General features: G+C 38.2%; 10 protein-coding genes. All 10 read left to right on the forward strand.

Annotation, left to right across the window (positions count from 1 at the left end):
* Positions 1–110: 110 nt before the first annotated feature.
* Positions 111–974 (forward strand): ABC transporter permease, encoded by an 864-nt coding sequence (locus tag HPY28_RS15505; protein WP_174230870.1) that lies wholly within the window; start codon positions 111–113, stop codon positions 972–974.
* Positions 964–2,250 carry an ABC transporter ATP-binding protein gene (locus HPY28_RS15510; protein WP_174225199.1) on the forward strand — a complete coding sequence of 429 codons (1,287 nt, stop codon included), beginning with the start codon at positions 964–966 and terminating at the stop codon, positions 2,248–2,250. Before HPY28_RS15505 ends, HPY28_RS15510 begins: the two co-directional genes overlap by 11 nt.
* Positions 2,247–2,942 carry a class I SAM-dependent methyltransferase gene (locus HPY28_RS15515; protein ID WP_174225198.1) on the forward strand — a complete coding sequence of 232 codons (696 nt, stop codon included), beginning with the start codon at positions 2,247–2,249 and terminating at the stop codon, positions 2,940–2,942. The genes HPY28_RS15510 and HPY28_RS15515 overlap by 4 nt, the downstream gene beginning before the upstream one ends.
* 19 nt (positions 2,943–2,961) lie before the next feature.
* Positions 2,962–7,797, forward strand: coding sequence for a glycosyltransferase (locus HPY28_RS15520; protein WP_174230871.1), 4,836 nt, complete (start codon positions 2,962–2,964; stop codon positions 7,795–7,797).
* An 83-nt stretch (positions 7,798–7,880) separates the two neighbouring features.
* Positions 7,881–9,611, forward strand: a complete 1,731-nt coding sequence (locus tag HPY28_RS15525) for a glycosyltransferase family 2 protein (RefSeq protein ID WP_174230872.1) — start codon at positions 7,881–7,883, stop codon at positions 9,609–9,611.
* A gap of 18 nt (positions 9,612–9,629) precedes the next feature.
* Positions 9,630–10,712 (forward strand): glycosyltransferase, encoded by a 1,083-nt coding sequence (locus HPY28_RS15530; RefSeq protein ID WP_174230873.1) that lies wholly within the window; start codon positions 9,630–9,632, stop codon positions 10,710–10,712.
* 9 nt (positions 10,713–10,721) lie between these two features.
* A complete protein-coding gene (gene galU / locus HPY28_RS15535) occupies positions 10,722–11,615 on the forward strand; it encodes a UTP--glucose-1-phosphate uridylyltransferase GalU (protein ID WP_217437970.1) in 894 nt (297 codons plus the stop codon).
* Positions 11,616–11,893: 278 nt separating this feature from the next.
* Positions 11,894–13,297, forward strand: a complete 1,404-nt coding sequence (locus HPY28_RS15540) for an undecaprenyl-phosphate glucose phosphotransferase (RefSeq protein ID WP_174225194.1) — start codon at positions 11,894–11,896, stop codon at positions 13,295–13,297.
* Positions 13,298–13,327: 30 nt separating this feature from the next.
* Positions 13,328–14,326 carry a UDP-glucose 4-epimerase GalE gene (galE, locus tag HPY28_RS15545; RefSeq protein WP_174230874.1) on the forward strand — a complete coding sequence of 333 codons (999 nt, stop codon included), beginning with the start codon at positions 13,328–13,330 and terminating at the stop codon, positions 14,324–14,326.
* On the forward strand, positions 14,323–16,065 hold the full coding sequence (locus tag HPY28_RS15550; protein ID WP_174230875.1) for a phospho-sugar mutase: 1,743 nt from the start codon (positions 14,323–14,325) through the stop codon (positions 16,063–16,065). The genes galE and HPY28_RS15550 overlap by 4 nt, the downstream gene beginning before the upstream one ends.
* Positions 16,066–16,107 lie beyond the last annotated feature (42 nt).

Raw genomic sequence — 16,107 nt, forward strand, 5'->3', positions numbered from 1 at the left:
AGAGAGCGATTGGTTAAGACAAGGTATAATAATGACTATCCATTGGCTTACTGTTTTTTGTTGATAGTTACACTTATTAAGTGAAAAGATGCAAAACTATGTGAAAGGTGATGAGTTTTACTTTGCAAAATAGATATAACTCAGATTCCATATCCTTCATGAGATTTCTGAACCCGGTTATTTTTGCAAAAACTTGTTGGTCGCAAAGACTATTAATAAAAAATTTGGCTGTACGTGAGATTCAGGCGAAGTATAAGGATTCTTATCTGGGAATCCTATGGACCTTTATTCACCCTTTATTTCTCCTCACTATTTATACTTTTGTTTTTTCTGTTGTTTTTAAAGCCAAATGGGGTACTAACGGCGGGCAGTCAACATCTGAGTTTGCTATGATGTTATTTTCGGGGCTAATTGTTTTTAATATATTCAGTGAACTGGCAAATCGCTCACCTTCGCTGATTATTAATAATAGTAATTACGTGAAGAAAGTCATTTTTCCTTTAGAAGTTTTACCAGTTTCAGTTTTGTTTTCAGTACTTACGAATTTTCTTATATCGTTTACGATCTTTGTGATCGGTCAGTACATTCTTCTCGATTATATATCGCCAACTATTTTTATGGTGCCTATTGTTTTACTGCCGTTAATTATGTTCAGTTTAGGTATCTCTTATTTACTGGCTTCACTTGGGGTTTATATACGAGACGTAGCGCAGAGCGTTGGAATTGTTGTAAATATGCTGTTTTTCTTAACTCCTGTCTTCTATCCAGTAACTGCAGTGCCTAAAGAATTTCAATATTACATGAACCTAAACCCGCTTACATATCTGATATCGGTATTTCGAGATACTGTTTTCAATGGGGTTATGCCTGATTTATTAGTATTAACAGGTTGGATTGCCGGTGGTTTTGTTTTTTTGATTGCTTGTTATGCGTGGTTCATGGTTACAAGGAGAGGTTTTGCCGATGTCATCTAATATAGCAATTCATGTGAAAGAGATTTCTAAGTGCTACCACATGTATGATAAACCTTCAGACCGACTTAAACAAATTGTATTTGGAAAGAAGAAAAAATATTATAAAGAGTTTTGGGCATTGCGTGATATCTCTTTTCAGGTTGCGCAAGGGACGACTGTTGGAATTATTGGAAGAAATGGTTCGGGAAAAAGTACATTATTACAAATAATTGCGGGTACGCTTAGTCCTACTTCTGGAGATGTATGGGTTAAGGGGAGAGTAGCTGCTTTATTAGAGTTGGGATCGGGTTTTAATCCTGATTTTACCGGTCGTGAGAATATCTACTTGTATGGTTCCATATATGGTATAAAGAAAGAAGAGATGGATGGAAAGTTAGATGAAATTCTATCTTTTGCTGATATAGGCGAATTCATCGATCAACCAGTCAAGAACTACTCAAGTGGAATGTTTGTACGTTTAGCTTTTTCAGTCGCAGTAAATATCGATGCTGAAATACTCATTGTTGATGAAGCATTGAGTGTAGGAGACATGTTTTTCCAAGCAAAGTGCTTTGACAAGTTAAATGAATTGAAGAAAAAAGGTGTGACACTCTTATTTGTCAGTCATTCTATGGAAACAGTTAAAGCATTATGCGACAAATGTATTCTCATTCAGGAAGGTGAGCTCTTATTTGAAGGAGATTCCATGAGGTCGGCTGACATGTACTCAAAGGTTTCTTTAGCAAACAGTAATTATGATACAGTTGCAACTAGACCGAAATTAGACGAAATGGATATCCAATCGACGATGCAGCCTCCTTTTGAGAAAAGAGTAACCCAGCGTTTTGGAGATGGAGTAGCCAAATATATTGATGCGTATATTGTCGATGAGGAAGGAAACGAGATCGATACGGTAAGACATGGTGAACCATGTAAAGTTGTTGCTTATATCCACTTTGAAGAAGAGTGTGACATGGAAAGTGAATTTGGAATCGTAGTTCGTAATCAGGAAGGGATCGAAATTTACGCTCTGAACTCATTTTTCAAGGGGATTTCTTTACCGCCACAAAAAAAAGGAACGACTGTCCGAATCGAATTCGATCACGTCATGGCTCTATCCCCAGGGACCTATAATATAGCATTTGGATTGCGAATACCTGTTCAAGGCTCCTATAGTGACAAGGTTTATAATGGAATTGTCTTTCGGGTTGTTTTGAACTATGGACAGACATTTATACCTGGACTTGTAAGTATACCAGGAACTATCTCTTACAAGGAGATGTCACTCCACCGATGAAGACGTATCAACCGCTATTCTTTGATGATTTACATATAAAGCTACTTAAACAGGGGAATTATACACAGATATTGTCGCTGATCAGTAACAAGGAATCGAATTGGGAAAGAGTATGTTTCGATAGACTATTGGCGATTATCCACGATTTGGAAGTTCTAGGGTTAAAACAACAGAAAATATTGGACGTGGGTTGCAATATCGGTTTTTTCTCTCATACTTTATCGGCTTTGGGGCATACAGTCGTAGGTATTGATAATAACGCTGCTCCCAATGTACAGGGCTTTTATGCTGAACCTTGTCTCGATACAGCACAAAAAAACAATACGATTTATAATACTGATGCTCGCTTTATAGAAGCAGATATTGAAGACTATATAAAAAACACTAGCGATCGATATGACATCATCCTATTATTTAATGTTGTTCACCACTTTTTTAACGGGTATGCCAAAACAGGAATTGGTAAGAAAGAAGATGCAGAAATTATTGAGATTCTACACCAATTTTGCAAACACTCGAATCGCATAATATATTTTGAAGGACCTGAGAATGAACCTATAAACTACTATCCGGATGGATATAATTTTCCAAGATGGTTCGTTGATGTAGCGAAAGTAAATACAGTCACTCCTATCTGCTTTACTGTAGGAGCAAACGGGTTTATAAGAAATCTTTATCGAATTGAAATATAGACGGGATTGGGGGATAGAAATGTTTAAGATTGCGAGACAGGAAATTTTGCAAGAGAATCGATTCATTACACGTGACGACATAGCTATTCAATATTGCGGCGATCAATGTATTTTAAAAACGCTCCCCGAATTATGGGAGCCAGTTAAACTTGGAACTATCAACAGTTACGCTTTAACTGCAGAAGATTCATTATGGATAAGTATATCGAATAAACAAAGAAGTGCGGATCATGTATTAGGTGCCTTTACTCCATTCGATCCAGCAGAGAAAATTCATTTGTTTAAAAAATTAAAAGAACAAAAACATAATAACGTATTAACGATTGAGGATGCGTGTACTTGCTCTATTCGAGTCCCTATTTTAAAGGGTACCCCCCTAGCTGATATGAATATGACCCCAGCTTGGCTAAAGGGAACAGAAGATCAGTTCAACCAAATAACTGCTAAAGATATGTACACTGTGATACTGGATCTGGCAAAAGGTTTGAATCATCTTCATAAAAATGAACTCTGTCATGGAGATCCATTTCCGTTCAATGCGATCTATACCACAGAGAAAGTAGCGGTTTGGATTGATTTGCAAGATGCAGTACCTTTTTCTGATGACATGCAAGAAAATGATGTCATTGCTTTTTGGATTTATATTATTAACTACATGCACTATGGATTTGAATACGGGTCAGCATCCCTATATTCAAAGATCATGCATATCTATGCTAATGAAGAAGTGTCACACATACTCCCGTCTTTAATAGAGCTTCTAAGTAAAGAAATTAGCGATATTCAATCCGAGAGAGCGGCCAGTAGCTATTCTAATTCTAATGTATTCCGCCTTCATAATGATAATGAACTGTTTATTCGAAAGGACGCGTTTGGGAAAAAATTGGTGTCCTTAATGACGTATGGACTCTCTCATTGGCAAAGGGCTTTTGAATGGAATGTGAAAGAGGCCCAAAAAATGAGAAAACTCTTGGAGATGGAGAGAACTAGGCATCGTTTTTTAGAGAATGAGATATTTCGTTCAACACAGTTAAAACAAGAAGAACAAATGTCCCATTTCAAAGAAGAGCTTACTTGGAGAAAATCGGAACAGGATAGGTTGCTGTTATTGTTAGAAGACAAAAATAAAGAAAATCAACGTTTAGAAACCGAAAATAATGAATTGCAACAACGTAATAACCTCGTAAACACCGAACTAAGGGAATTACGAACTAAATTAGAAGAATCACGGGATAAATTAGAAGAATCACGGGTTAAATTAGATGATTCATGGACTAAGTTCGAAGAATCAAGAAGCGAGATGGAAAATAGGCTAATTGAAGTTCAAAGTGACCATGAAAGTAGGCTTTATGATTTAGTGACGGAAAAGACGAACCAGGAGAAGCAGCTACTCTTACTTCAAAAAGAAATCGAAATTTTAAACGGAAAATTACATGAAGACACGCTATTAGCTGAAAAAAGGTTGGACGATCTTATCGTAAGGTTTGAAAATGTAGTCGCGGAAAACGCATGGAGGAAAACTGAGCAAGAGCGGTTACTTTCACTATTGGATGAAAGAAATAAAACAATCATGTTACTTGAGAGTAATAAGTCTATCCTGATAAAGTCTGTTAAAATGAGCAAAAAGTTAGTGAAGCGCGCACTGAAGACTGGTTTTGAGTACGGTAAACAAAAGGTATCTCCTGAAACGAAGCAGAAACTAAAGCCACATTTGTCTAGGTTGTACTACACGGTTTATCCAGAGAAAAAACTAATTGTACCTAAGAGCGGGGAGTCAAATCAGCTTTCGGCACATAATGAGATAGCTGCCTCTGTTGTCTTGCCGTCGTTGAACCTTTTAACTAACAACCGTGAACAAAAACAGGCATATTTTCAGAGTTATTCACACGAAAAAGTCAGTGTAATTCTTCCTGTATATAATCATGCGGATATGCTTGATAAGTCTATTAAAAGTGTCTTAGAGCAAACTTACCCCAACATTGAATTGATTATTTTGAATGACGGATCAACTGACGGGATAGAAAAAGTTTTAGATAGATATGTAAATCACCCTAAAATCAAAATCCTGACGCAACGAAATCAAAAGCTTCCACGTGCTTTAACCAACGCTTTTTTTCAAGCAACAGGGGATTTACTCACGTGGACGTCGGCTGATAATATTTGTAAACCCGAGATGATCGAAAAGCTAGTGATGTTTATGAGGGTAAATCCTGATGTTGACCTTGTATACGCAAATTATGAGTTAATCGATGAGAACGGGGACCCGCTTATTGGAACCGATCATAGATATCACAATCAGATCCCGAAAGGTTCTAACCTGATGAGCCTACCTAAATCTGTAGAAACATTGGGTCTTATAGAAGATAATTTTGTTGGCGCCTCCTTTATGTACAGAAGCCATGTAGCCAAGATAATCGGTGAGTACGATCCATGCTTGGTTGGAACTGAAGACTATGATTATTGGCTGCGGATTAATGAATTATTTACCGTTAAGAGATACGATCATGAAGAGTCTCTCTATTATTATCGAGTTCACTCTAATTCCTTGAGTGAAAAATTCGGCAAAAGTCACATCAATGATAATGTACCGAAGTTGATACAATACCACAAACAACGGACGGAATATTATAAGGTACCATTTGACGTATTTTTTCTGGCAGGGAAGGAGTTACACTTGGGCACCCAGCAACTTGTAAGGGGATACTATGAAAACAAAACCCATGTGAATTTGGTTGCGGAAGCTGACTTGCTACAAAAATTTCCACTGCCCATCCAAAAGATTAATATTCACGAGCTTGCGTCTCATAATGAAAAAGTGGCTCGGAAAGCTTTGGTTTTTCTGGATGAATCCTATGATAAACAAACGGGTGCTTTAGAGTGGGTTAAACAAACATATCCTGACCAAACCTTTGTTATTAGTTTCAATGGTGAACAGGAATCTGTGGATTGGACATTGCAAACAGGTAATGAAGGAAGTGTAGGTCCGGAATGCGAGCGTATCTTTATTGTAGAGGAATCCTTGGATAAAACGTCAATAATGAGAAAAGCTCGTGACAACAAATATTATCTCTGGGACTATAATGGGACAGGCGAAAAGATACTCGGCTATTTCGGACCATTAAGAAAAAATCATTTTGACGTGGAGTATATCAAGCATGTAGCTCTATTACGTCCTTCGTACGATATTGTTATCATAGGTATGGAGGGAGAAAGTGATTATGATTTCAAGGCAGAATTGGGCGACTTGCCAAATGTATACTTATTAGGTAATAAACCTTCTGATTTGCAGTACTACTATCTTTCGGGAATGGATCTGTTTATTCTTCCTGTTTTGGAAGGAGATAGAGTTTACAAAAAGCTGGCGCTAGAGGCTTTGCTGCATGCCGGCAAACCAATTCTCACCAGAACATCATTATCGAATTGGAACTTGCCTTATGTGATATGGGATTCCCGTGGAGAGAATATTGGGGCTGAATTGGACCTGCTGCTTTGCACAGAAATAGATTTACGTCTGGTCGATAAATATTTACATTGGTTCCTAGCCGAAAATAAAGCCGAGAAGCTTGAATCACTCGCTAATAATGTTTTGTTTTATCGAAATACTAGAGAAGCCGAGAAACAAGCAATCGGTGTAATTGAAGAACCCGCACGTCTATATCAGCCGACTCGAATTAATTTGCTGATAGAGGCCCTAAGCTTGGATAAAGGCGGGTTAGAAGAGGTTATTTTTAATGTCATTACAACTATTGACAAAGAAAAGTATAACCCGATTATAGCTTGCATCCACACGGGGGGATTAGTAGCCGACAGGTGTAAAGAACTCGGCTATCCAGTGATCATCCTTTCAGAGGCTAATAAAGAAGTGGAGTATTTAGATATCTTGCAGCAGCATAATATTCATCTTGTTCATCAACATTACTCTACTTTTGGAGCAAGATTGTGCTGGTCAAGAAATATTCCGGTTATTCATTTTCTCCACAACTCTTACGTTTGGTTTACCAATGAAGATGTTTCATTGTTGGCAAACCAAGATCCGTATATTACTTCTTATATTGCTGTATCGCAAGAAGTAAAGGATTATTCTGTAAAACGAGTTAATTTACCTGCTCATAAAATTAAAGTTATACCGAATGGAATAAGTGTTGAGTGGTTAACACAAAAATTTATGCAGCCACAAATAAGTTTCCGAAGCAATTTTGGTTTAGCTGAAGATGATTATGTATTATTGAACCTGGCTTCTATCGATGGTCGGAAGGCGCAACTTTTAACCATTCATGTCATGAACGAGGTTGTAAAACAACATCCCAATATCAAAGTATTAATGTGCGGCAATATACTTGACCATTCTTATTATCAAAAATGTAAAGAGAGCATTGAAAAGTTTGGTCTAGAGAATAACGTTATTTTTACTGGGTTTGTAGCCAACAACCAAGATCTCTTCAAAATAGCAGATGTCTTTTTAATGCCTTCCATTATTGAAGGGTGGAGTATATCTAAGACGGAGGCTATGTTTGCTGAGCTACCTCTATTACTCACAGATGTTGGGGGAGCAAAACATGTAGTGGAAAATGAAGATATTGGAATCATTATTCCAAACGCCTATGGAGATGTAGCTGTATTAAATGATCAAACTCTGTACAGTTATACACTCAATGGAACAACACAGAATTTTCAAGAGCTCAAAGAGGCGATCCTTCGCATGTACGCTGAAAAGGACGTTTGGAGAGAGAGAGGCAAGAAAGGGAAAGAAAAAGTGTTGGAAAACTACGACTTACTGCAAATTGTAAAAGAATATGAAAAGGTATCTGAATCAACCATAACTTCAGTATCGCAGTATCGTTCAGTAATATTATAATCGTATGTGGAAAATGAATTGCCTCTCTATCGTAGAGAGGCAATTCTCCTGCTTTATACATTTTAGAGTCAGGAAGGCTAACGATGAACCGAAAAATAATCAAAAAGGTACTATTGTATATCTCGACAAATCGTTTCTTGCGCCACGCCTTTTCTCTCTTGCCTTCTAAGGCGAAAGAGGATATGAAGATAGCAATGAAGAAAGTTGTCAATTTTTTACCCGAAAAAAAACCTCAGATAAACCAAGAACAGGTGAAATTTCCGGGAATAAAGAATCAAAAAGAGCTAGTTAGCATTATTCTTCCTGTATACAACCATAGTGAATATTTATCCCTTGCAGTTGAAAGTGTACTGAATCAAACTTATAAAAATTTTGAGCTAATTATCGTCGATGATGGTTCGGATGAGCATCTTTTAGACCAACTTAGAAAGTTTTTAAATGATAAAAGAGTAAGGTATATACGGCAAGAACATGCTGGCTTACCAATTGCACTGAACACTGGCTTTTCCGTTGCACAAGGGGAATTTCTTTCCTGGACATCGGCGGATAATATCATGGGGAAAACTAATATAGAGCAATTAGTATATACTCTGGAAAAAAATCATGAGAAAACTTTTGTGTATGCGGATTATCGAATAATTGATGAACATGGTCAGCATTATACACAATCATCCTTCCGGATCCAAAACCAAAGCGCCATAGATTCCAGTATAATTGAACTACCTGATGATGATTTTTTGTTGTCCCGTGTACATGACAACTTTATTGGTCCCAGTTTTTTGTATAAAAGGTTTATGTCTGTAATTGGAAATTATAATGATTCGATTGGTGTTGAAGATTATGACTATTGGATTAGAGGAAATGAGTTCTTTTCCTTTACTCATTTAGGCCAGCCTGCTTCTTATTATCAATACAGAGTACATAGTGATAGTCTATCCGCGAAAGCAAAAGAACTAAAAATTGCTGAAAAAGCCAGACAAACTCTTGAAAGAGTAAAAGAGAGACGCTTATTTCTTAAAAAAGAGGTATCAATTTTTATTCAACTGAGTGGCACGGATTTGGAAAATGAATTAAGAAGAGGATTAAAAAAATGGTCCACAAATAGCTCTTCAGCAAGTGCAAATAAGAGATCAGTTGCAGTCTTTGATTTCAATACCGTTCTACAGCAAGAGATTGAAGACTGGGACAAAGTTATTGTTCTTGTTTCTAATACAGATCGTCTGTTTGAACAAAAGAACCGCGTTCAGTATGATTGGATTTATGTAACTTTCGATGAACCATCTTATCATGTAATGAGAAATATGGCTCTTACTGTTTTTTTTATAGCAGAAGTTTCGCAATTTCCTTCGGTTGTCTGTGCGATTTCAGCTACGCTCTTTGATACTTGTAGTAGATACGGAAGAATCGAATATGAAACGATAAGCAAATTAATGATTCAATGTACTTCTGATAGTGAAAAGCTTCAAAGGTTCTGTGATAGATTACTTTCTTTTGGGCATGCAGTTCACCGTAACTATCAAGAAGACAAGGGTGAAATAATTGTATTCGATGTTTATATTCATGATCAGCATATAGTCTCAAACCATTTGGTAAATAATATTCTATTTTTTGTAGACACTAGTGATTTTTTCGCTGATTGGGCAGGGCATATGGATACCGCTGTTTATGTCTGTACGGATGCTGCGTATGTTCAGCAACTTCTTAAAAAGGGTGTTTCCTCAAGAAATATTTATTTGATAGATGAAATAACAGCGGATAGCACTAGGAGGCTGGAAATCATTTTAGCTAGTATAGCGCGAAGGCAATCCAGTTAGCGGTGAGGGGGGAAGTAGGTGAAACATGTACTTCATATTGTGGAAAGTATGGGAGGTGGGGTGCTCCAGTATTTATTGCAAGTCACCAGAGATTTGAGTAATACCAGGTTTCATCATACGATTCTTTATGCTACCCGGGATGTCACACCCAAAAAATTAGACAAGCTATTTCCTGAACATGTAAATCTCGTTTACCTCCCCATGACAAACAAGATAAACCTGATAAATGACTGGAGGAGCATTTGCGATATTTATAAATGGATGAAACGCAGGACTCCAGATATTGTCCATTTACACTCATCGAAAGCAGGTTTTTTAGGAAGGATTGCTTCGGTGGGAATTTCTAAACGTAAAGTGTTCTATACGCCCCATGGCTTTAGTTTTTTAATGAACTCTGAAAATATCAGCAAGCGCGCTATTTATTTCTTAGCTGAAGCAGTTTTGAGTTACTTTCCAGGATCATTTATAGCCTGTTCCAAAAGTGAATATCAATTCTCTCGTTATTTCAATCCATTTAGGAGGAAGTATCTGGTAAGGAACTCCATTCAATTACCTTCTACACCAACAGCTCAGCGTTGCAGAAAACGCATTGTAGCGGTTGGAAGAATGGATGAACAAAAAAATCCTCAACTTTTCATTAGAACAATAAGAAAAATCCGTGAAAATCAACCAGATATTGAGGCATTTTGGATAGGTGATGGTAAACTAAGAGAAGAATGTGTGTCGCTTAGTCGAAATATCGGGGCTCAGGTAGAGTTTACAGGATGGCTTCCCCACGGCAAAGTGATGGAATATATAAGTTCGGCGTCCATTATGCTTCAAACATCTCGCTGGGAAGGCCTTCCGTTTACGATGTTGGAGGCTTTCGCTTTGGGAACGCCAGTAGTAGCCAGTGATATTACTGCTCATAGAGATATTATTTCTGATGGAATAGACGGCTTTCTAGCACGTGATGATGTTCAGTTTGCAGAGAAATCACTTGGAATACTGACGGACACTGCTATTGCAAATCGGATTTCGGAAGCGTCCATGTTGACCTTTCAAACAAACTATCATTATGGAGATTTTATCAGACAATTAGAATCTATATATGAATCATAGAGGTGGATCATGATTAAAAAAGCGATTATTCCTGCTGCAGGTCTAGGAACACGTTTTTTGCCAGCAACCAAGGCACAACCAAAAGAAATGTTGCCGATTGTAGACAAACCTACTATTCAGTTTATTGTCGAGGAAGCAATTGCATCTGGAATTGAAGATATTATCATCGTTACTGGACGCAATAAGCGTGCAATTGAAGACCATTTTGACCGCTCGGTTGAACTGGAAGTCAGTTTGAATGAGCAAAGGAAAAATAATTTGCTTGAAATCATTGAGGAAATATCTAATATGGTCGATATTCATTACATAAGACAAAAGGAACCATTAGGATTGGGCCATGCTGTCTATTGTGCTAGGAAGTTCATTGGAAATGAGCCGTTTGCGGTTTTGTTAGGAGATGATATTGTTCAAAGCGAGACCCCATGTTTAAAACAGATGATTCAAGTATATGAACAAGAACAAAAATCAATTATTGGTGTACAAAGAGTTGATTTTCAGGAAACTGGAAAATACGGCGTTGTATATCCAGGGAAAGAAAAAGGTAAACAGATTGAAGTTCTTGATCTTATAGAGAAGCCAAAGGTAAACCCACCATCTAATATAGCGGTTATGGGACGGTATATTCTACAACCGCAAATATTTGATTATTTGGCACAGACGAAACCGGGAGCCGGAGGAGAAATTCAGCTAACTGATGCTCTCAGAGATTTAGCGTATTATAATGGGATTATTGCGTATGAGTTTGAAGGAAAAAGATATGATGTAGGGGATAAGCTTGGTTTTGTGCAAGCAACTGTTGAATATGCTTTGATGAGAGAAGACATGGGAGAAGGTTTCTTGAAATATTTAAACAAGCTGATAACAGAAAGAAATAATTCTATAAAAATAAAAACAGGAGTATAACAAATAAAATAATTAATAGATTTTTTGAAAAGATGTTTGTAAAATAATATAGATAATGGATTAAAATAATCAGGGGAGATATTAGGCACTGGTATTGCTTATTTACTTCATTTATTGCCTTTTCTAACTTGATAGATAAAAAACGGTTATAAAATTATAACCGTTTTTCAAATTATTTGGTTGTTAAAATTCATCACAAAAATATGGAATTAGTAGTAGCTCAAAAATGCTATGTATTTCCGAAATAGTAAATTGGGTACATGCGTCCGGAGGTTACCATGATTAGGGGTACAAGTAGATATTTGTCACAAATCTATGCATTCACTGATATGATTGTGACAATGGTCGTCTTTTTCATCTCTTGGTGGTTAAAATTTGAAGTTTTCGATATAAATGCTGAGCATCTTCCATTCCAATATTATTTCGTATGGTTTGTTATTTTGGGGTTTATTTCCTATCTATTTGGTTTTCTCCTCGGCTTTTATTCTCCAAAAAGAAAGAAAAGTTTTTCTTACGAAGTTTATAAAATCTTTCAAATACAAGTGCTTAGCCTGTTAACTTTTTTAAGCATTTTGTTTTTTATGAAAGAAATGAATATTTCTCGTGGTTTCCTTCTGATATTTGTATCGGGTAATCTGTTCTCTTTAGGAATTTATCGTTTCATTGTAAAAAACCTATTGAAGGTTATTAGAAAAAGGGGTTATAACAAGCAATACATTTTAATTTTGGGGGCTGGGTCAGTCGGAAAAAGATACTATCAGAATGTCAATCTACACACAGAACTCGGATATGAAATAATAGGTTTTTTAGATGATTATCAGTCAGAACATGAAAAAGAATATACGCATTATAAACCCATTCTTGGGTCGTTAGATGTTTTGGGAGATCTTTTGGAACAAAATATCGTTGATGAGGTAATTCTGGCACTTCCTTTACAGGCACATGAGAAATTTGGGAAAATCATTGCCACTTGTGAAAAGGCTGGTGTAAGGGCTTTTATAATTCCTGACTTTTTTGATTTCCTACCCTCCCGACCCTCTTTTGATCATTTTGGGGATATTCCATTAATAAATATTCGAGATGTACCTTTAGATGAGCTTGGCAATCAGGTTATAAAAAGGGTATTCGATATTTCGTTTTCAGTAATTGCCATTTTGCTTACATTACCAATTATGATCATAATTGCAATTGTGATTAAATTCACTTCCCAAGGCCCAATTATCTTTAAACAAGAGAGGGTTGGACTGAATAGACGAATTTTCACAATGTATAAGTTTCGTACTATGAACCAGCTAACCAAAGTAGAATCAGATACTCAATGGACTACGGCTACTGATTCACGGAAAACTATTTTTGGATCTATATTAAGAAGAACCAGCCTGGACGAACTCCCTCAATTTTTTAATGTATTAAAGGGAGACATGAGTGTTGTTGGCCCGCGACCCGAAAGACCATATTTTGTAGATCAATTTAAAGAAGAGATCCCTAAATATATGATCAAACATCATGTACAACCAGGTATTACCGGGTGGGCCCAAGCGCATGGACTTCGTGGAGATACATCAATTGAAGAAAGAATTAATCACGATATTTTCTATATCGAAAACTGGACATTGCTTCTGGACATTCGAATTATTTTCAAAACTGTATGGAATGGTTTAATAAATAAAAATGCTTATTAGTTCATGCATTTTAGATAACGGAGGCAAACGATGAACGTACTTGTCACAGGCGGTGCTGGATACATAGGAAGTCACACAGTAAAACTGTTGCTGGAAAAGGGATATCAAGTGGTCATACTTGATAGTTTGGTTACTGGTCACCGAGGTGCGGTTCCATCCACGGTACCGTTTTATCAAGGAGATATTGCAAATTCTCAACTAGTAACCGACATTGTAAAGAAGCACGACATAGGCTCAGTCATCCACTTCGCCGCACGCAGCCTGGTTGGCGAATCCGTCGCGAAACCGGATTTGTACTTTCAAGAGAATACAGCCAAAACGACCCAGCTTCTCTCAACGCTCATCCGCAATGACGTGAAGCGGGTCGTATTCTCGTCTACTGCGGCTGTTTATGGCATGCCAAATGATGTTCCAATCCCTGAGCATGCACCGACTCAGCCCATAAACCCATATGGTTTGTCCAAGCTTATGATAGAGCAGGCTATGTATTGGCTGGAACAGGCATATGGCTTGCAATGGATGGCTTTGCGATATTTCAATGCGGCAGGAGCGGCCTTGGATGGAAGCATCGGCGAGGATCATTTCCCTGAGACGCACCTGATTCCATTGGTCTTGCAGGCTGCTTTAGGAAAACGTCCTGCGATTCAAATATTCGGTACAGATTACGATACACCAGACGGAACGTGCATCCGTGATTACATTCATGTTCTCGATCTTGCAGAAGCACATGTGCTGGCTCTCCAGGCCATGGAAGATGGACAACCTTCGAGAGCCATCAATGTCGGTACCGGTCAAGGATATTCCGTTCGAGAAGTCATCGAAACAGCACGCAGTGTCACAGAGCGTGACATCCGAGTTTTGGAAACAGAGCGGCGAATGGGAGATCCAGCAATGCTGGTCGCCAGAGTAGATGAGATTATGGGCAAATTGGGCTGGACTCCTAAAAACAGCGATTTGAAAACCATGATTCAATCCGCATGGGTGTGGCATCAAAATAATCCGGACGGTTACAACGGGGGAGCGGAATGAACGAATTTGAGGTTTACCAGGAATGGCGAGAACATCAAGGGATAGACGAACAAACGAAAACGGAGCTTCTCTCCATTACAGATTCTCCTAAAGATATAGAAGACCGTTTTTTTAAATATTTGGAGTTTGGTACTGGGGGAATGCGAGGGGTCTTAGGAGCTGGCACGAACCGTATCAATCGATATACTGTTCGACGTGCAACTCAAGGATTAGCCGACTATATCTCAAAAGTTGGCGCGGATGCAAAGAAAAAAGGTGTCGTTATCGCGTACGACTCCCGTCATCAGTCAGCGTTCTTGGCGGAAGAGACGGCGTGCACGTTGGTTGCAAATGGCATTCGCGTTTATTTATTTGACCAACTTCGTCCGACACCTGAGCTTTCGTTTGCTGTTCGTTACCTAAAAGCACAAGCGGGAATTGTAATTACAGCTAGCCATAATCCACCCGAATATAACGGATACAAATTGTACTGGGAAGACGGGGGACAGATTGCGTCAGACATCGCTGCCCAAATCATCGCTGAAGTGAATAAGCTCTCTACATTTGAAGGAATTCACTATATATCTCGCGAGGAGGCAGAGAAATCTGGATTTTTGCAGATTATTGGTAATGAATTGGACCAAGTATACATAGAACGATTGGAAAAGGTATCGCTTAATTCCGATGTAGTTCGGGACATGAGTACTTCTTTTTCTATTGTATATACTCCACTCCATGGGGCTGGACGAATGCTAGTGCCGGAAACTCTGAAAAGAATCGGCTTTACTCAAGTTCATATCGTACAGGACCAAGATGTTCCAGATCCAAACTTCAGTACGGTAAAATCACCAAATCCTGAGGAGAAAGAAGCGTTTCAGATGGCGTTGTCGCTCGCTCAGGAAAAGAAAGCAGATATCGTTGTTGCCACTGATCCTGACTGTGACCGGGTGGGAATAGCTGCCCGCGACAAAACTGGAGAATATGTTTTCCTGACAGGAAATCAAACAGGGGCACTTTTGGTAGAGTATTTGTTGTCTGTCAAAGCCCAAAAGGGAACCCTTTCATCTGGCGATACAGTATTCACTACAATTGTCACCAGTGAGTTGGGAAGTGCTGTAGCACGCAAATATGGTATAGATACGATTCTCACGTTAACGGGATTTAAATATATAGCTGAACAAATTCGTCTGTTTGAGGAGCAGGGAGGGCGCCAGTTTGTTTTCGGCTACGAGGAAAGCTATGGATATTTAGCGGATTCGTTTGTCCGAGATAAAGACGCTGTCATGTCTACTATGCTGATATGCGAAATGGGCGCCTTCTATAAGAAGCAAGGGAAGAGCTTGATCGATGTGCTAAACGATCTCTATGCCGAACATGGTTTCTATCAGGAAGGGTTAGAATCTCGCACATTGAAAGGAATCGATGGTTTGGAGCGTATTCAGGCAATCATGAACGATTGGCGGACAAATTCCCCTGTTACCATTGCTGAAAGTCCAATCGTGGAAAGCCGTGATTATGCAAAACAGATTGCTCTCGATACAAAAAGCGGTATAGAGACCACCTTATCTTTGCCGAAAGAGAACGTTTTGCAGTATTGGCTTGAGGATGGATCTTGGTTCTGCTTACGACCATCGGGAACGGAACCCAAGCTTAAGATTTATTTTTCTATAAAAGGGCAAAGTCAAGCAGAATCAATTCAACGAATGGATCAAATAAAGGCACAAGTTTTGAGACGTGTCGATGAAATTTCACTAGGGTAGATCTAGTTAAAGGCTTTTCACTTTTTCGTACTTGAAGTGAAA

The organism is Brevibacillus sp. HB1.2, assembly GCF_013332495.1.
In the GTDB taxonomy this organism is placed as follows: Bacteria; Bacillota; Bacilli; order Brevibacillales; family Brevibacillaceae; genus Brevibacillus; species Brevibacillus porteri.